The following is an 18,525-nucleotide window of genomic DNA, read 5'->3' on the forward strand; positions in this document are numbered from 1 at the left end:
TTCTCCTCGCTTTCTTTCATCAATAGTTCTGTTCCTGGTTCTGACTCTTGCTTGCAAAATAATCGTTAAAAAATTCTACAGCGGCTTTAACTTTTACCGATATAAGTATCACCGATATAAGTATCGAGTTCGCAAAATAGGTACTTTAGAGGTTTTTTGTATGGGATAATATGGAAGTTTTTTATAAACCATGCTGGTAGATATTGTAATTTACAATAAATACTGTAACATATGTGATTTTAGAGGCAGTTTTTCGCCGGTACGTAGCGGGAATAAATCATAGTACAAGGAGAATGATGCCATGTTAACACCAGTTCCTGTTGGGACAAAATCGCTAAAAGATTATGAGAACATTGTTGATGAAGAAATTATCGAAAAGGTTCGACAGCTCGGTAAAGATATGAAGGGCGCAAGGATTCTAAACATCAACTCTACTGCCTTTGGTGGCGGAGTCGCCGAGTTGCTTTACACGCTCGTCCCCCTTATGAGAGATGTTGGACTTGAAGCCGATTGGCAGGTAATCCCCGGCAGCGAGGATTTCTTTACTGTAACTAAGCTATTCCATAACGCTCTTCAGGGTATGGACTTAATCGCAACCCCTGAGATGATCGAAGCGTATTTAAAGCAAAACGAGCAAAATGCAGAGCAGTTTACAGGCGATTACGACGTTGTAATGGTGCATGACCCACAACCGGCGGCAATGCTTGCCTTCCTAGATGATAAAGGAAAGAGGAGCGGCAAGTGGATTTGGCGATGCCATATCGACCTTACAGCAGCAAAATTATCTGTCTGGGAATTCTTAAAACCATACCTGGAGCTGTACGACGCTGCCGTCTTTACTATGCCGCAATACGTAAAAGAAGGTTTCCAGATGGAGAAGATTGCGATAGTGCCGCCGACAATCGATCCTTTGAGTCCAAAAAATATGGACATTAGCACTGAAACAATAAACAGCATCCTTGAAAGATATAATATAGACCCAAATCGACCAATTGCCACTCAGGTATCAAGATTCGACCCATGGAAAGACCCGCTTGGGGTAATCGACGCCTACAGGATCGCAAAGAATGAGATTCCAGATTTACAGCTTCTCATGATTGCCTCCATGGCAACCGATGACCCAGAAGGCATGCACTATTATGAAAAAACCTCAAGACATGCCGGCGGTGACCCAGACATTCATCTTCTCTCTAACCTCGAAGGCGTAGGTAACCTTGAAGTCAATGCCTTCCAGAGAGCATCCGATGTTATCATACAGAAGTCTACCCGAGAAGGATTTGGTCTTGTTGTAAGCGAGGCCCTATGGAAAGAAAAGCCGGTAATCGGTGGCGACGTTGGCGGAATTCCGCTTCAGGTTATAAACGGCCAAAATGGGTATCTTGTAAGCAACGTTTTTGACTGCGGTCAAAGATTAATCCAATTGCTTAAAGATCCGCAGATGGCGCGTGAAATGGGTGCGTTCGGTAAAGAGCATGTGAGAAAGAATTTCTTAAGTCCAAGACAGCTGGCCGATTACATGGACCTATTTAATTACCTGTATACGAGCGGCACCTTAAAGATTGTAGTATAATAGCATAAAGCGTAACGTCCGTAGCATAGCACGGTAACTCTAAAATTTAATTAACGTCCAAGGCTATAATCTTAAGGAATGGTCGACTTGCAAAGCAGTATTAGGGAACGAGGATCGCCAGGCCTTACGAAGCTTCTCAAAAATAGGCCTATAATTATAGCGTCTAATCGCGGTCCGGTCGAATTCAGGCAAGACAATTCCGGCGACATAGAAATGAAAAGAGGAGGCGGAGGGCTCGTAACGGCTATGACAGCCGTTAGCGAGGCGGCGCATGCAGTGTGGATATCGGCCGCAATGAATGATGTGGAGCGATCAATAGCGCAGGACAACTCGTTGATAGGCTTCCCCGAAGACAGCCCGCAATACCGTGTCAAGTTGGTTAATATACCAAAAGACGTATACAACAGTTATTATAACACCATAAGTAATCCCCTTCTTTGGTTTATTCACCACTATATTTGGAATCTAACCGAGACCCCCTCATTTACTGCTGAGACTCATCAGGCCTGGAAAAATGGATATGTCGTTGCAAATAAGCTTTTTGCCGAAGCAGTGGCTAAAGAGAGCCTCAAACATGACAGCCCAATAATAATGCTTCAGGATTACCACCTATTTATTGCTGCTAAATATATAAGGGAGATCACAGACGAACCATTTTTATTTCATTTTACACATATCCCCTGGCCGGAGCCGGATTACATGAGCATCCTGCCCTTCGATATACGGCAACAACTTCTAAAAGGAATGCTTGCAAATGATATGGTTGGCTTCCAGTCAAGACATTATGCAGGCAACTTCTTGCTCTGTTGTGAATCTTTGCTCGGCGCCCAGGTAAACTGGAGAAAAAGAACTGTTGTCTGGCAGGGTCGTGAGGTTTACGTGCGCACCTATCCCATATCAATTGACCACGCCAACCTGCATAAGATGAGCGAAAGCAGTAAAGTGCTAAAGCTTGAGCAAAAACTGCTTGAAGAAAACGAGGGCATGAATTTGATCGTGCGCACCGACAGAAGCGACCCTTCGAAGAACATCGTCCGGGGATTTATGGCCTACGATGTTTTGCTCACCAAGCACCCAGAGCTAAAAGAAAAAGTTAAGTTCCTTGCGCTTCTGTATCCAACGCGTGAAAATATCCGGGAATACAAAAGGTACCGCAGTGAGATAGAGGCAACCGTTGAGGCAATCAATAAGCGGCACAAAACCAAGAAGTGGACCCCTATCTATTTAAGACTTAAGGATAATTACCCTGAATCAATTGCCGCACTTAAATGTTACGACGTATTGCTGGTCAACCCCATTTTTGATGGCATGAACCTTGTGGCAAAAGAAGGTCCCGCAATAAATACGCGCAACGGCGTTTTGGTTCTCTCACAGAACGCCGGTGCATCGTCTGAGCTTGGCAGCTCGAGCATTATCGTAAACCCCTTTGACATCGAAGAGACCGCCAACGCAATGTATCAGGCACTTACCATGAGCGACTCCGAAAAACAAATTCGCGCAAAATCTCTAAAAGAGGTTGTAGAACAAAACAACTCAATTAAGTGGCTGCACTATCAGTTAAAAGATATCGTAAGTTTGGAGAAGAAACGTGTCAGTGTCAGGGTGTCAGGGGACGTTCCTGAAAAACTGAATAATTACATAACCACCTGATCATATATGTTATCTACTAACAATTTTAGCGTTTCATCCTCTTTAAAACGCACCCTTATGTTTTTTACAGCATGACTTACTAAGGAATCATCCCGTCCCAAAATATTAGCTATTTCACTACACTGAAAATCGCACATTTCTTTTGCTATATATATGAAGATGTACCGTGGCAGCACAACCGCTCTAGAACGTCCTTTGCTCAGAATATCAAGCTCCCCCAAACAAAAATGCTCAGCAACTTTCTCAAGAATGCTTTTTAGGCTTGGCCTTTTACAAGCTTTGAGCGCAGCCTTACATGTCTTTGCTTCATCAAGCCTTTGGCTTAAGTCTTCGATAAATTCATCATCACCTAGAAACCTTTCATGTTCTGTTATGTAAAGGTCTTCTTTGTTGCTACCATTTATCCCGTCAAGCACAAAACAACCAAAAAGCTGCCTTGCTAAAAATGCCTTTTTAGAAAACATAGGCAAGACCAGTCTGGAGTCGACTAGCGTCCCTTTTGTATTTTGTAGGTAGTTGCTGTGGCTACTCCAAGGGTAACTTTGTGGCACATCAACGATGCCCGCTCTTACTGGGTTTAGATGGATATATCGGATTAGCTTAAGAAGATATCTGTCCGCATCGCATATGATCGATTTATATCGGCCCTGAAACACATGCCCTACCCTATTGTACTTTCGATTGTAATAACTTGCATATGAGGTTTGAACAATCCTCATGATATGCGATAGCGAACATGTCTTAGTACTGAGCAACAAGTGGACATGATTTGGCATAAGACAATAACTGTAGAGATAAAACTCGTAACTCTCTTTAGTTGTTCTAAGCTTTTTTATGTAATACTTGTAGTCTTCATGTTCATGAAAGATCTCTTGTTTGTTATTGCCTCTCGCTATTACATGATAAAGCGCGCCCGGATATTCTGCCCTTGGCCCTCGCGGCATCTGACCCTCCTACTAATAAGAACGATTGCCTTTTAGAGGATATTAACACAACTGCGCTTTTGTGCCTATAGTTATCGATGCTTCCATTGGCAGATGAAAGTTTTTCAGTTTTTCAGGAACGTCCCCTGTGTTTGAATCAAAATATTGCCTTCTGATATGATTAAACGTGTTAAATAATTGGTAGATGTTTCAGGCGACGACTATCCCGGGAGGTTAGTATGGATTTTGGATTAAAAAATAGACTCTCAAGAATCATCAAACCCGAAACAGGCAAGACTGTAATGCTTGCGGTTGACCACGGATACTTCCAGGGGCCTACCACTGGTTTAAGAGATCTTAAAAGCACCGTCACACCCCTTATCCCCCATGCAGATTGCCTGTTTATTACAAGAGGTATGCTAAGAACAAGCGTTGATCCAACAAACGATATTCCAATCTGCCTTAGAGTCTCGGGTGGCCCTAGCATACTTGGGGAATTGTCAAATGAAGATATCACAACGTCAATGGAAGAAGCTATAAGGCTTAATGCCTCAGGGGTTGGAATGTCTATTTTTGTTGGCGCACCCAACGAGGATAGAACAATATCTAATCTTGGCAGGTTGGTAAACGAGGCAGAGCGATACGGTATGCCCGTTCTTGCTATAACAGCGGTCGGCAGAGACATGGCCAGAGACGCGAGGTATCTTGCGCTTGCCTGCAGAATCGCCGCCGAGATAGGAGCGCACTTTGTAAAAACATACTATTGTGAGGAGTTTTACAAAGTGGTTGAAAGTTGCCCGGTCCCAATTGTTATGGCTGGCGGCAAGAAGATGCCGGAAAGAGATGCCTTGCAAATGACGTTTAATGCCATAAGTGAAGGTGCTTCCGGCGTTGATATGGGAAGAAATATCTTCCAGAGCGATAGTCCGATTGGCATGATGAAAGCAATAAGAGCGATAGTTCATAACGGCACATCGGTTGATGAGGCATTTGATATCTATCAAAGCTCAAAAAAGCAGCCGGCTGAAGTATAAATTAAACAGTTGAACCGTGAAAGTAGCTGTCTATTACAATAACAACGATATAAGGATTGAAGAGCGTCCTGTCCCCACAGTTTCTCCAGGAGAAATACTGGTCAGGATGGAGGCATGCGGTATCTGTGGTACAGATACGATGGAGTGGTACAGGATAAAAAAAGCGCCTCGCGTGCTTGGTCATGAGATGGCCGGTGAAATTGTAGAAGTTGGAGAGGGCGTAGATGGATTTAAGAGGGGCGACCGGGTATTTGTATCGCATCATGTTCCATGCTATCAATGCAATTATTGCGTCGCCGGCAATCACACAGCGTGCGAGCTGCTACATACCGGCAATTATGAACCCGGGGGATTTTCTGAGTTTATAAGGGTCCCTGCAGAAAACGTAAAATACGGCACACTTCTCCTTCCCCCCGAAATTACATATTCCGATGCAACCATGATTGAGCCACTAGGCTGTGTCATCAGAGGCCAAAGGATTGTTAACCTGGGAAAAGACCAGTCTGTTTTAATAATAGGCTCAGGAATCTCAGGTCTTTTGCATATTCAGCTTGCTAAACTTAAAGGTGCAAGAGTCATAGCAACCGATATCAATGAATACAGGTTGGGAAAGGCAATGGAGTTTGGCGCTGATCATGCAATCAACGCCGACAAATACTCTATAGATGAATTAAAAACCATTAATGGCGGCAGGTTGGCCGACATTGTTATAGTCTGCGCAGGCGCAGAAAAAGCAGTTATCGATGCCTTTTCTTCTATTGATAGAAACGGAAAAATATTATTTTTTGCCATACCCAGCACAGATATGGCGCTTCCATTTACAAGGTTTTGGAGAGATGAAGTAACGGTAACGTTTTCATACGGCGCAGCCCCAGAAGACCTTAAAGAGGCGCTTAAGTTAATCAAAAGCGGCAAGATAAATGCAAGGAAGATGGTGACACACAAAATTCCCCTTTCTGAGATAGTAAAAGGGTTCAAGTTAGCGCTGAGCGGAAAAGACTCTCTTAAGGTTGTAATAATTCCCGATAATTAACACCCTGATACACCCCTCTGTACATTCACCTTTAATTAAGGCTGTTATATCTATCTACCTGAGCATTTACTGCACGGCGCTTTGCCTCGTAGACGTCACGTTGAGCCTGGTATGCACCTACTTTTTTATTATAAGCCGCAACCTTTGCGTTGTAAGTCTCAACCATACTATTATACTTTGCAATCGCACCCTCATCGTAAGTTGCTTTCGCTTCTGCTTCTAACTGCTTAAGATTGCCATTAAGCTGACCCAACTCTGCCTTCAAAAATTCCAGCTCAGAATAAGAGGCATCAAGCTGCTTTTTCAGCTGATCTAACTCTGCTTTCCCGCCATTTATCTGCGAGAGCAACTTGCTTAGATACGCTGCCCTGCTTGAGTCTACTTCCATTGAGAAGTCTATATTTACCGAGGTGCCCCAATATTTATACATGTAAATATCTGAGCCACCCAGCACCTCGTCGTTTCGCACATCGGTCAGGTAGACATAAAGCGGCCTTAGCCTGTCAAAACTTGCGGCTTTTGTATCTCCCCATGTGGGGTCGAAAGGAACCCAGCCATACGGCCTTATATAGGCCTCGGCCCAAGCGTGGCCTTTTGATATTTTCTTATGGCCAGTCGGTGCATTTCCTCCCGTCGGGACTCCCTGCTGCTCTGAAGGCAAACCTCCCTCGGTAGGGATGCCACCCACGTATTTTGCGGGGATTCCCTTTGCCCTGCAGAGCGCCACAAAGACATCGGCATATTCAACACAGACGCCCTTTTTTGCCAGGATTGCGGCAGATGCACCTAGCGTTCTTCCGTTTGCCGCATTTGCCTTTTCATAATCGTAGGAGAGGGTTTGTAAATCAAAATCATAGATATTTCTTACAATACTAATATCGTCTTGCCCTTGTATTTGCTCCGAAGCGGCTTTTATAACTGGGTTGCTCAAGTCGATATACTCCTCCTCTTTTAAGTACATCTCGCCAGCCGAATCCGTAGAAGCAGAGCCGCTTGGATTACTTTTTGCAGTGGAAAGGTCGTACCTAAAGAGCTTTATTCGCGACTCAATACGAATATCAACAGTATCTTTGAGGTCATCGATAATAAATTCAGCGTACCTGTTATTCCCCAAATCAAACACTCTGGAAGGCTTTACGGAAAATTGCGTACTTAAAACTTGTTGCTTGCTCTCTAACGTTTTTGGTATTAAGGTGACTAACACAAACTTTGGCTTCATTCCAAGGCCAAGCCGATTGACAATACTTGGATTTTCCTTTAAGGGCACGACCCTATAATTAACTGCCAGAGTTATAAGGTCAGTGTTAGCCGCCTGTGCAGGATCGAAAGTGCCCGGGTCATTTGATTGCTCGCTAGCCAAGTCAACTAGCTTTGGAATTCCCCGGCCCGGAAAGTTATGTTTAAGCACATCCTCTTCTTGGGCCACTGAGGTTATCGGTTTCAGCACTTCTTTAGCCTGAGTGGATATACTTTGCATGCCATTAGGTGAACAACTGACGGTAAACAATAACATCCCAGCAGCAACAGCAATCGCCGTAACCTTGCCAGGAGCAGCATTAACTTTAAGCAGCATACTGCGAAAAAGTTGATAAACAGTAGTTTTAATATTAAGAGGCCTCATGGAAATTAGTATATCATTATCTAGACTGACTATGCCTATTAATCTTTAGTATTGCTTGTCGTAGTTCGGCCACTGCGCAAATGCGATATATAGCAGACCGACAATGTTAACTACCGGAAAAAATTGTGTTACTGCTATTACCGGTGGCAGGCCTACCCTCGAAGATATCTTCCATACTGCCACTGCCGGTAGTACTATTAGCATAAGTATTAAGATAACTTCAACCAAGCCTATACCTGCCATTAGCTCCCCCTTTGTCACAAATAACGCATTTATGGTATGTGAATACCTATTTTCTAATTCGCTAATTATACAGATACTCCCTGCTAATATCTATGTTTAATTGGTAAATAGGCTAACGATTACCCAACAACATCAAAATCGTGGCCTATACCACCCCGCTTGGCTTTCTCAAAAAGAATTTTTGCTGTTGCAATATCCTGAATGGCAAGTCCGGTCGAGTCGAAAACAGTTATTTCATCGCCCGTTCTGCCTTTTTTGACACCCGTTATTATTTCGCCCAGCGTAGAGTAAATATCGCTTGCAGAAAACTGCCCTCTCTTTACCGCCATATTGATTTCGCCGCTATGTACAGCCTGCGCTATATCATCAACAATAACCCTGGCCTCTTTTAATATTCTCGGGTCTAATTCTTGCTTTCCGGGTGCGTCGGCACCAATTGCATTGATATGGGCACCAGGTTTTATCCACTCCCGTCTGACGATAAACTCCCGTGCAGGAGTGGTCGTGCAGACTATGTCGCAAGCTGCGGCTTCTTCAATCTCCGCCTTTACTATCGGCTGATTCTTAAAACTTTCCTTTAACAACTCAACCTCATCATCACGCAAGCTCCAGGCGTATATTTTATCGAAAGCAAAGATATTCAAAAGCGCAGTCAGCTGTGCTTTGGCCTGAGCACCTGCACCAACCAAGCCAAGCGTTTTTGAATCCGCTCTTGCAAGATATTTTGCGGCAACGCCACCAGCAGCGCCCGTCCTGAAGTTTGTAATCTGTGTTGCATCCATAATAGCAAGCGGGAATCCTGTTTCAGGGTCGTTTAAGGCCAGCATCGCCATTACCGTTGGTAAGCCTTTTCCAGGGTTGTCCGGATAAACGCTCACCCACTTTAAACCGGCCGTATTATTGACAAACGCAGGCATAGCACGAAAATCGCCGTTATACTGCTTAAGATCCAGATATAGCTTTGGAGGCATTGTTGCTTTACCCAGGCCATATTCACGAAACGCAGTTTCTACCGCCTCAAGCACATCCGGCATATTAATTATCTTTGATATATCAGAGGCTGTGAGCAGGCGTGTCTTCAATTTAACCTCCACTTTATAAAAACCCTCCTGTATACTTATCGGCATCTGTAACAAATATTATTACATAGTACATAGGCTACCCTTAGCATTCCCAAGCAAGTAATCTCTGAATCATTTACATCCTTTGTGATATGGATCTAGGGCGTGTACGAAGTCCATAAGCGCCAAAGTGCCAAAGTCAGAGAATAAGAACATTGTTGCTGTCGCTCATTAAGACTTTGGCACTTTTCCTGCACTTATTTATTGCGTTGGCCTAAAAAAATGCCCTGTCGTGGTTTGTGTATCCCGCAATACAGTACGCTCTGCTTGCTTTAAAACAGGTGTAATATCGTTTACACCTGAAGATATTAAGTCTATCGCTCTGCGGTAGAGGGAGACAGCTTCACCCACCGCCTCAGGCTCATAGCGATTTAGAAGCAGGCGCATTGAAGCTATGCCGGCACTGATAAGCTTCTCTATATTTGGAAGCATATAAAGCTCGTGCGAGTTATAGATATGTGAGCGGCACTCTGTATCCTGCTCAACCGGAAATTTGAACCCCTTTTGGTCGATAATATAAAACTTCCGCGACGAGCACACGTTACAGCTTCCCTTGGACGTGCTTGGTACGCAGTGCTCGGCAGTCATTATCTCGAGCCATCCATGCACGAGCGATTCGCTCTCTACATCAACGGAATTAGAAATTACAGCTATCTGATCAAGCGCCAGCTCAGGCGAGAGCGTTATCCTAAAAGCTCCGGCTTCCTTAAAAAAACGGGTGCTTACCATATTAAAGTTGTTTATGTGGTAGTCGAGGATTATGGGTAGCCCAATACCCCTGGCCAAATAAAACATGCCTATATTGTCAACCAGCAGTGCATCTAGGTTTACATTATTATCCTTTATAAACTCGACTAATGTCTTAGCCTCATGCTCGTGTATTATATTTCCAGTAGCTAAAGCAAGCTTTATACCACTGCTTGAGCGAAGCTCTGAAAACAGGGAGAGATCGGGGCCGCCGACCCGCGACAAACCGGGCCTTATATAAATCCAATCGGCGCCTGCCTCTGCCGCTTTGTGGGCTTGCCCTATATTGCTTATATCCGCAGCAAGGGCAGGTTTGCCAGTTCTTTCTACCGGCTCAGGTTTTATTATCTCTAAAAGTTTATCTCTTGCCTTCTTTATTGAAATCTTTGGCCGCTCATAAGCGCTGAGCCTTAGGTTGTCGAGTTCTCTAGTTAGCCCTCGGCGCAAATCATTTAGCTTGCCAAGCGGAACCATGACGCCCGAGCCCACATGTATATCCCATGATTCAACCTTATATACAGTATTACCCAGGCGATTTAACTGCGTGATAACGTCATCCTCTGATAAAGTCCTGCGCTCTGCCCTCTCTGCGGGAAATTCACTTTTTATTTCTACCTCCGGGTAAGTACCGCTCCCAATCACGGAAGCTTTAAGAACGATAGGCTCTCCTACCTCGATATAAGCTGACACGCTTATAGGAATGCGCTTTGCATCGGCCCCCTGTATCGCATCCTTTGCTTTTTTGGCTATGTTAACGTTATAAGTCCTAAAAACCCTATCCCCGGCTTTTATCTTGTGCCTTTTCGCTTTTATGGTAATGACCACTTTTGATCCTGCCGGCGCACACTTAACTAGCTTATTATCGATAAACAGGTCCTCAACCTTGACCTTGATTCTTCCGCCTTTTGTTACCCAAATCTCTATCTCATCGCCCACGCAGAGTTCACGCCTTATCTGGATCCCCAATTTTGCCTTATAAACATCAAGATAGGTTACCCGGCCAAGGAAAATACCGCGGTCATTAGGCCTTTCAAAGCTCATCATCCGCGCATCCCTTATCTTCTTGAAATAACCCTCAGTAAAGCCACGGCTAAATGCTTCCTGTAGCTCGTCTATCTCGTCGTCGGTTATGGTAAAACGGTCGGGGTCATCCGTATACCTGTCTATCGCACTTCTGTATATACGTGTAACCGTGGCGACATATTCCGGCGACTTCATACGCCCTTCGATCTTAAGCGCTGTTACGCCTGCTTTTGCCAGTTCAGGAATAAGCCGTATCCCGCATAAATCCCTCGTGCTTAAAATGTGTCGCCCCGGGATTGGCCAGACCTCTTCTTTTTTGCCTGCAACGACAAGTTCGTAGCCCATACGGCATGCCTGCGGGCAAAGACCCCTGTTTCCACTGCGATTGCCAACCATGCTGCTAAACAAACACTGACCCGAGTAGGAAAAGCAAAGAGCCCCATGGATAAAAGCCTCAATTTCAAGGGCGGTCGAGGCGCATATTTTTTCTATCTCTCCAATGGATAGCTCACGGGCAAGCGTTACCCTTTTTGCGCCTTTTTCTTCCAGAAGTTTTACCATCGCCGTATTGTGCGCATTCATCTGTGTGCTTGCATGAACCGGCAGATTTGGCATTATGCGCTTTATGATGTTGAAAAGGCCCCAGTCCTGGACAATCACCGCATCAGCGCCAGCATCGCAAACAGCGGCAAGTCTTTCAACAGCAACAGGAAGCTCTTCGTCGGAGATTATTGTGTTGAATGTAATATATACCATGACATTCCTCAGATGGGCTTGCTTTATAACGTTCGTGAGCTCATCGAGGGAGAAATTTTCAGCCCCACGTCTTGCGTTAAATTTATCGGTACCAAGATAAATTGCATCAGCCCCAGCATTTAATGCTGCATCAAAAGCAGCCCTGCTGCCAGCAGGCGATAGGAGCTCGAGCTTTCTATGAATCTTGTTTTCGTCATAATCGATCATCAAGCAATCACCTAAAAACAAGTTACTTAGTAATACCGTTACCGGTGCTTTTGATAAAATATCTATTTGCAGTGCGTCCGCACCGTATAAACGGCTGCAACCTTCTTTAACCGCAAATCACACTACACAAAAATAACCCACCTTCACTCATTAAACAAGAAAACTTTATCCCATGCCTGCGGAGCTATCATGCTCTGAGTAAGGGTAAATTTACCGTTTCGGCAAAAAACAACAAATATGCCCTTTTCCAGCCTTATTGGGCCTTAACCACCTTGCCAGACAGTAAAAATTATTTTAAAATTCGTAACCGCCTGGCTCATTTCAACGTTTTTCGGGAATAGATAAATCACGCGTAATAACCGTAGTCTTATTAAGTCCAAAGTTAAAATTCCTGTAGAAAGAGTGATGTTCATTGAAGAGGTACGCTTTACTAGTTGCTGTTGCATTCTTTCTTACCGTACGGTTAGCGAGTGCTTTTGCGGGTGAGGCAAACCAGATGGTTAAAGCGGAAAATAAAGGTCTCACCAAAACGGCGCAAAGGTCCTACATTTTAGCCGATGACGGCACAGTTCTCACCCGTCTTTACATCGAAAATCGTGAAGATGTTCCGCTTGAAAGCATTCCAAAGTATGTTCAAAACGCTTTCATTGCAATTGAAGATGAGCGTTTCTATGAACACCATGGGGTAGACTTTTACGGTATTTCAAGAGCTTTTCTGGCTAATATAAGGTCCGGCAAAATTGTAGAAGGCGGTAGTACCATTACCCAACAATATGTCAAGCTCAGTCTTGGTAACACAGAGAGAACCTACTCCAGGAAAATAAGGGAAGCAATACTCGCTTCTAAGCTTGAGAGAAAATACACTAAACAGCAGATACTTGAAGCATATCTTAATACAATCTATTTTGGCCAAGGAGCATACGGGGTAGAGGCGGCATCGGAGGTCTTCTTTAACAAGAAAGTCGGTGAGCTAAATCTCTCTGAGGCCGCGCTTCTCGCCGGGATAACAAAGGCACCCGACTTATTTTCGCCTTATACCCATCCCGAAGCTGCCTATCAAAGGCAAGCGATCGTACTTGATAAAATGGTTGAGCAGGGTTACATAACCAGGGCAGAGGCTGAGGCGGCAAAACAAAACAGGCCGCAGCTTGCTCCGATTAAACCGGAACCGGTTATAGCGCCTTATTTTGTTGAGTATGTAAAGCAACAGCTTATTAAAGAATACGGTGTCGAGAAAGTATTTAAGGGTGGGCTTCGTGTTTATACGACCCTAAATATTCGGGCACAAAACCTGGCTCAAGATGCAATAAATTCAACGCTTAACCTGCCAAAGGACCCACAGGCAGCGTTGGTATCAATCGTTCCGCAGAATGGGCACATTATCGCAATGGTTGGAGGTCGTGACTTTTCAAATATTAAATACAACCTGGCTGTTCAGGGCAAGCGGCAGCCAGGATCGGCATTTAAACCATTTGTATTAATTACAGCACTTAAACAAGGTTATGGCCCAAACGATGTCTTTGATTCAAGCTCGCCAAAAGCAATACAGATAGGCAAACCCGGCCGCTATAATCCGCCGTGGATCGTTCACAACAGTGAGGGAAGCGGCTATGGTGCGATGACTCTTCGCGAAGCAACAGTCAAATCGGTCAACGCGGTATACGCTCAGCTTGTAGTCAAAGTTGGACCGCAAAATGTGGCTGATACCGCCCACTCTATGGGAATAACAACCCGTATCGACCCGTACCCTGCTATCGGCATCGGGGGTCTTACAGTTGGTGTATCTCCTCTTGAGATGGCCTCAGCCTATGGGACGATAGCTAACGGTGGCGCACACGTAAAACCCGTATCTATTACTAAAATAACTGATGCAAAGGGCAATATAATAAAGCAAACTAAAACAGAAAGTTCTCAGGCCCTAGACCCGCAAATAGCTTACCGGGCTATTGATATCATGAAAGGCGTTATCGAGCGGGGTACTGCAACACGGGCGAATATCGGCAGACCTGCTGCGGGCAAGACCGGCACTAATGAGGAGTACCGCGACGCCTGGTTTGTTGGATTTACCCCGAATTTAGTGACAAGTGTTTGGATGGGATACCCAGAAGCGCAGGTATCCATGTATAACGTTCATGGAAGCAGAGGTTATGGAGGAATTATTCCGGCAACCATATGGCATAAGTTTATGCAGGCTCAGCTTGCCGGCACTCCAGCACTTGATTGGCCAGCGGCAAGTTGGCCTGAATCGCAGTCCCAAAACACAAATGATGCAAGTGTACAACCGAAGAACTATGACCGAAGGTCCCTTCGGAAATCTACGACAACCACCCAAACAACCCCCATACCGCCAACAACAAATCCCCCGGCACCTCCAACAACCAATCCTCCGGCGCCACCAACAACCAATCCTCCGGCGCCACCAACAACCAATCCTCCGGCGCCACCAACAACCCAGCAACAAGCGCCGCCCGAAAATCAAATAAACCCGCCTTCGACAAATGGCATAGAGGAACGCCGGATGAGAATAATCAGGTAGGCAAATAGCAGAATGCTATTTGCTATTTAGTGCCGGCTATTTGCTATCTTTGCTTACAAATGCGTTGTTCTTGCGGTTTCGGACCTTCTTTTTGCCGACTCGAAAGCGGAGTACTCAATCGAATCATCCAGCGGATCAATAGCGACGTCGCTACCGTAGCGATGCTTCAGTGCGAGCATGATTAAATAATCTGTGAACCAGGGGTTTTTTGGCAATAGTGAGCCATGTAGATACGTGCCAAAAGCGTTCCTGTAGCGACAGCCCTCAAAGCTTCCCGTGCCGTCGTTGCCGTAACCGTGAACCACCCTGCCCAGCGGAATGACATTTTTACCTAAAAACGTTTTACCGCTATGGTTCTCAAAGCCAATCAGCTCTAAGCTCTGCTTCACACTCAAAAAATACCCACGGTCGGATTTTTGGAAAGTATCTGTGCAATCCACTAGGATATTTCCAATCATCCTGAGATCGCTTCCTACTGTATAAGCATCGAAAACGCTTATCCCTTTCAACTCTTTGCCATCTTTTGTTTTGAAGTAGTGTCCGAATAACTGAAACGCTCCGCAAATCGTCAAAACGCACATACCCCGCTCTACAGCCTCCCTGATTTGCGATCCTTTAGTTACTAAATCTTCGGCAACGGCCAGCTGATTTCTATCCTGACCTCCGCCCATGAAGAGCATATCGATATCGGTTAGATCCAATACATCGCCCCTTTTCACCCTGATGACCTCAATATCGATACCTCGCCAGGTGCACCTTTTTGTGAGCGACAAGATATTCCCATAATCGCCGTATAAGTTCATTTCCTCTGCATAAAGATGCACGAGCTTTATTATCATGCCACCTTCCTCCAAAAACCTTCCACGACTCCCTTTCTAGTCAGGTAATTCCTGAGCTGCAGCATTCCCGTATACGTAGCAAGAACATATAGCGTTTCCCCAGAAGGTGTGTTGTTGACTGCATCTGCGAAAGCGTCCTCGACATCGTTTATGATTACTATTTTTGACATGTCAAAATCCTCGTATTTTAGCCGCAGTGCCATGTCTTGCGCTCTGACACCCGATACGTAGAAAAATTTAAAATTATCCTTTATCAGATAAACGTCTGCATCCCAAATCCACGAGATATCAGTGCCGTCGGCAAAATTATCATTGAGAATTATCATGAAGTTTCTTGCGTTTGCATCTGTGTTAAGCGTTTCAATAATCTGTGTAAGACCAATCGGATTTTTAACAAGCAGCAAATAGACTTCTCTATCCCTAACAACAAATTTCTCCATTCTGCCGAAAGCTGCTGATGAGCTATTGAGAGCTTCTTTTATGGTTTCACCATCTACACCCAGAACAACCGCAGCAGAGTAGGCAGCCAGTGAATTGTAGATGTTAAATATGCCGGATAGATTCAGGGAAATATCAATTTTACTCTGTCCATTTGTCAGGAAGAACGATGAATTTTTGACTCCGTGCAAGCTTATGTTTCCAGCTTCAAAGTCGGGCTTGGGTCGCTTAAAATCGCCATTTGGACAGCTGTAAATTCCCAAGTGCCCGTAGTATCTCTTCTCGAACTTAAGCTCTGCTCGGCATATAAGGCAGTCTTTTGTATCAACCGAAGCCCTCGACCTGGAAACATAGCCATTATCGTTTAGTCCAAAATATTTAACCTTGATTTTTGTGTTCAAAACCTTGGCAAGCGATGCAACAAGAGGATCATCAGCATTTAGAACAATTGTGGCATTCTCAAGTTTCTCTACCGACCCCGCAATTACGGCGGCGATCTTATCAAGTTCGCCGTACCGGTCAAGCTGGTCGCGGAAGAGATTAGTTACTAAAACCACCCTTGGATTGAGGTTGGCTACAGCAACCGGCATAGCCGCCTCATCGACTTCAAATAAGCCGATATCGCCACGCGGCTTCCCAAAAATGGTCGATTGTTCAATTAGGGCAGATGCAATACCGCGCATCAGGTTGGATCCAGTACGGTTATGAACCACCTTTAAGCCCCAGTAATTCAATATAGACGAAAGGTGCTTTGAGGTCGTTGTCTTGCCATTCGTTCCAGTTATTACTACTGTGCCGTACTTTAACTTGCTTACTGTGCTTGCTATAAGTCTGGGGTTAATTGCTAAAGCTACCAGTCCGGGGAAGGATGAGCCGCCCCCTATTTTAAACATCCTGCTAAAAAGCATTAATATTTTGCCGATAATGATTGCAATAAGTCTCATAAACCCGGTTACGTACAAGCCACAATTGCTTCTCAGGCATTTACTGCTCTTTAGCTTTTACCCTTTTTAAATTCTCTTAATCCTCTTAAGGCCAGACGTCGTAAGAATCTTTACTCCGTTTTGCTCAAGTTTATCCAGGAAAAGGTTCATTCCTATCGCATCGCTTGAGATATGCCCTGCGACGATAATATTTATATGGCTCTCTGAGGCTTTCTTGCGAAGCTTCTCACTGAAATGCATGCCGACAATCGTTCCAACCCCAGCATTAGCGAGTCTCTCAATAGCACCTTCCGGCCCTTCCGTACCGCCAGTCATATCGACTATAATCTTTCCAGGCCGCTTGCTTGCTTCTCCAACCAAAATGGTTGGACCAGCTTCTTTTAAAGCTGCGTCTTTGTATTCCGGTATTTCCCTTAATGCCTTTACTATTTCTCCTAAAGTCCCGGGAGACTTCTCAACCAGGTAGTCCTGAACAAACCGGGTCACTAGATTATCAGCCGGCGTATGAATATTCATAAAAGCAAAGCCAAGCAGGCTTGCAGCATCGACGGCACGGTTATGGTTTACCGGCATCAGGCTACGGCGAACCTCCATCATCCGCTCACCTATCAGGTCATCACCTATATTAATTGGGACCCCATAGCTGGCCCATATATCAGCCTGCATACCCATAACATTCGCAAGAGCAGCAAGCGCTCTGCCCTCAGGATGATGGGCGAGGATAAGGTCTATTACCTCACCCTTCTCTCTTAGTCTATCGGCCAATATAACTTCCTGCGTTTCCATATCTATTCCAGCTAGCAAGCCTCTAACTTCTTTTTCGGGATCGCCGGCTAGTATTCTAGTATCTGAATATGGATTGTCCAGGGTATCGATATCGAAAAATTCTTTTTCGTCGGCTTTTAAATCGTCATATTCCTTGCGTTTTTTGTCTAGCTGCTTGCTGACTTCATCTACGCCGCGAGGATCGTTCGCAATCCCCACCTCTATCGCCAAATCATAAATTTCACGCAATTTCACTTAGCATTACCTCCACCTTCGAACTGCCAGTAACTTGAGACAAAAATTAATTTAAAAACTGCTCAGGATATCATGCCCTTTATCAACATTCCACCAACTATTGACCGCCATTCCCACATATGAAGTGCCGACAAACTGTGACATTATTACATAATATGCGAATGGTGTGCTAAAGCTCAAACTTTATCTTGATACATAGGGATTCCCTTTAATAGCAAACCTTAAAAGTAAATCTGTCCCAGATGAGATGCCTATCCGGGGACTGTTAACTACCTTAAAGGAACTCATCAAACCGGCTGCTATATATAAGTCACTCGTATCGGATGTTAAATCGGTACCGTTATCATTTATGTCTACTTTGAGTGCCTTTGTTAGTTTACCCGGGCCGTTTGTAAGATTGACCTTGTTCTTAACCGGGCGATTTTTCATCATCTCATCAATGCCGGATACTGGCTCTACTGCTCTTATTAATACAGCACCCGCGGTTCCTTCAGGCCCAGTTACTACATTAAGAAGGTGATGCACCCCATAATTTAGGTAAACGTAGGCTATACCGGCTCTGCCAAACATCACGGAATTTCTAGGGGTCATGCCTCTGCTTGCATGGCTTGCAGGATCATCTTCGCCGAAATACGCCTCTACCTCAACAATGCGGCCAATCATGGTCGCATCAGGGGTTTTTCTTACAAGTAGCCTGCCCAAAAGATCTATTGCCACCGCCTCGGTATCTCGCAGATAGAAACCAACATCCAAAGGTATTAGGGCTTTATCGAGAATAGTCATTTGAGACATCAGAGCTGATTATAGCATATGTTGGCTC

General features: G+C 44.7%; 14 protein-coding genes. 5 read left to right on the top strand and 9 right to left on the bottom strand.

The genetic code is table 11. The features are described from left to right. The first annotated feature begins 301 nt into the window (after window positions 1-301). Window positions 302-1,570 (top strand): glycosyltransferase, encoded by a 1,269-nt coding sequence (locus K6T91_05485; GenBank protein MCL6472248.1) that lies wholly within the window; start codon window positions 302-304, stop codon window positions 1,568-1,570. A gap of 87 nt (window positions 1,571-1,657) precedes the next feature. Beyond that, window positions 1,658-3,220 (top strand): trehalose-6-phosphate synthase, encoded by a 1,563-nt coding sequence (locus tag K6T91_05490; protein ID MCL6472249.1) that lies wholly within the window; start codon window positions 1,658-1,660, stop codon window positions 3,218-3,220. On the opposite strand, the gene K6T91_05495 is transcribed toward K6T91_05490, so the two are convergent. Further along, window positions 3,205-4,164 carry a transposase gene (locus K6T91_05495; GenBank protein MCL6472250.1) on the bottom strand — a complete coding sequence of 320 codons (960 nt, stop codon included), beginning with the start codon at window positions 4,162-4,164 and terminating at the stop codon, window positions 3,205-3,207. The genes K6T91_05490 and K6T91_05495 overlap by 16 nt on opposite strands. 218 nt (window positions 4,165-4,382) lie before the next feature. Between K6T91_05495 and lsrF the strand changes: the two genes are divergently transcribed. After that, a complete protein-coding gene (gene lsrF, locus K6T91_05500) occupies window positions 4,383-5,177 on the top strand; it encodes a 3-hydroxy-5-phosphonooxypentane-2,4-dione thiolase (GenBank protein MCL6472251.1) in 795 nt (264 codons plus the stop codon). A gap of 16 nt (window positions 5,178-5,193) precedes the next feature. Next, window positions 5,194-6,210, top strand: a complete 1,017-nt coding sequence (locus K6T91_05505) for a zinc-dependent dehydrogenase (GenBank protein MCL6472252.1) — start codon at window positions 5,194-5,196, stop codon at window positions 6,208-6,210. 31 nt (window positions 6,211-6,241) lie between these two features. On the opposite strand, the gene K6T91_05510 is transcribed toward K6T91_05505, so the two are convergent. The 4 genes from K6T91_05510 to K6T91_05525 all read right to left on the bottom strand — a co-directional run bounded on the left by K6T91_05510 (window position 6,242) and on the right by K6T91_05525 (window position 11,928). Further along, window positions 6,242-7,783 (bottom strand): hypothetical protein, encoded by a 1,542-nt coding sequence (locus tag K6T91_05510; protein ID MCL6472253.1) that lies wholly within the window; start codon window positions 7,781-7,783, stop codon window positions 6,242-6,244. A 93-nt stretch (window positions 7,784-7,876) separates the two neighbouring features. After that, a complete protein-coding gene (locus tag K6T91_05515; protein ID MCL6472254.1) occupies window positions 7,877-8,074 on the bottom strand; it encodes a hypothetical protein in 198 nt (65 codons plus the stop codon). 119 nt (window positions 8,075-8,193) lie between these two features. Beyond that, window positions 8,194-9,156 carry an alanine dehydrogenase gene (ala, locus tag K6T91_05520; GenBank protein ID MCL6472255.1) on the bottom strand — a complete coding sequence of 321 codons (963 nt, stop codon included), beginning with the start codon at window positions 9,154-9,156 and terminating at the stop codon, window positions 8,194-8,196. 240 nt (window positions 9,157-9,396) lie between these two features. Further along, entirely contained in the window at window positions 9,397-11,928 is a 2,532-nt protein-coding gene (locus tag K6T91_05525) for a DUF3656 domain-containing protein (GenBank protein ID MCL6472256.1), read from the bottom strand. Between the two features lie 412 nt (window positions 11,929-12,340). On the opposite strand from K6T91_05525, the gene K6T91_05530 reads away from it, so the two are divergent. After that, complete coding sequence (locus tag K6T91_05530) at window positions 12,341-14,464, top strand: PBP1A family penicillin-binding protein (GenBank protein ID MCL6472257.1); 2,124 nt, start codon at window positions 12,341-12,343, stop codon at window positions 14,462-14,464. A 53-nt stretch (window positions 14,465-14,517) separates the two neighbouring features. Here K6T91_05530 and K6T91_05535 read toward each other — a convergent pair whose 3' ends face one another. The 4 genes from K6T91_05535 to K6T91_05550 all read right to left on the bottom strand — a co-directional run bounded on the left by K6T91_05535 (window position 14,518) and on the right by K6T91_05550 (window position 18,488). Continuing rightward, a complete protein-coding gene (locus tag K6T91_05535) occupies window positions 14,518-15,303 on the bottom strand; it encodes a glutamine amidotransferase (GenBank protein MCL6472258.1) in 786 nt (261 codons plus the stop codon). Further along, window positions 15,300-16,685 (bottom strand): MurT ligase domain-containing protein, encoded by a 1,386-nt coding sequence (locus K6T91_05540; GenBank protein ID MCL6472259.1) that lies wholly within the window; start codon window positions 16,683-16,685, stop codon window positions 15,300-15,302. The genes K6T91_05535 and K6T91_05540 overlap by 4 nt, the downstream gene beginning before the upstream one ends. A 66-nt stretch (window positions 16,686-16,751) precedes the next feature. Further along, window positions 16,752-17,705, bottom strand: a complete 954-nt coding sequence (locus K6T91_05545) for an NGG1p interacting factor NIF3 (protein MCL6472260.1) — start codon at window positions 17,703-17,705, stop codon at window positions 16,752-16,754. A 183-nt stretch (window positions 17,706-17,888) separates the two neighbouring features. Continuing rightward, window positions 17,889-18,488: a DNA-3-methyladenine glycosylase gene (locus K6T91_05550; protein ID MCL6472261.1), complete on the bottom strand. Its 600-nt coding sequence runs from the start codon at window positions 18,486-18,488 to the stop codon at window positions 17,889-17,891. Window positions 18,489-18,525 lie beyond the last annotated feature (37 nt).

It is taken from the genome of Bacillota bacterium, from assembly GCA_023511485.1.
GTDB lineage: Bacteria > Actinomycetota > Aquicultoria > Aquicultorales > Aquicultoraceae > CADDYS01.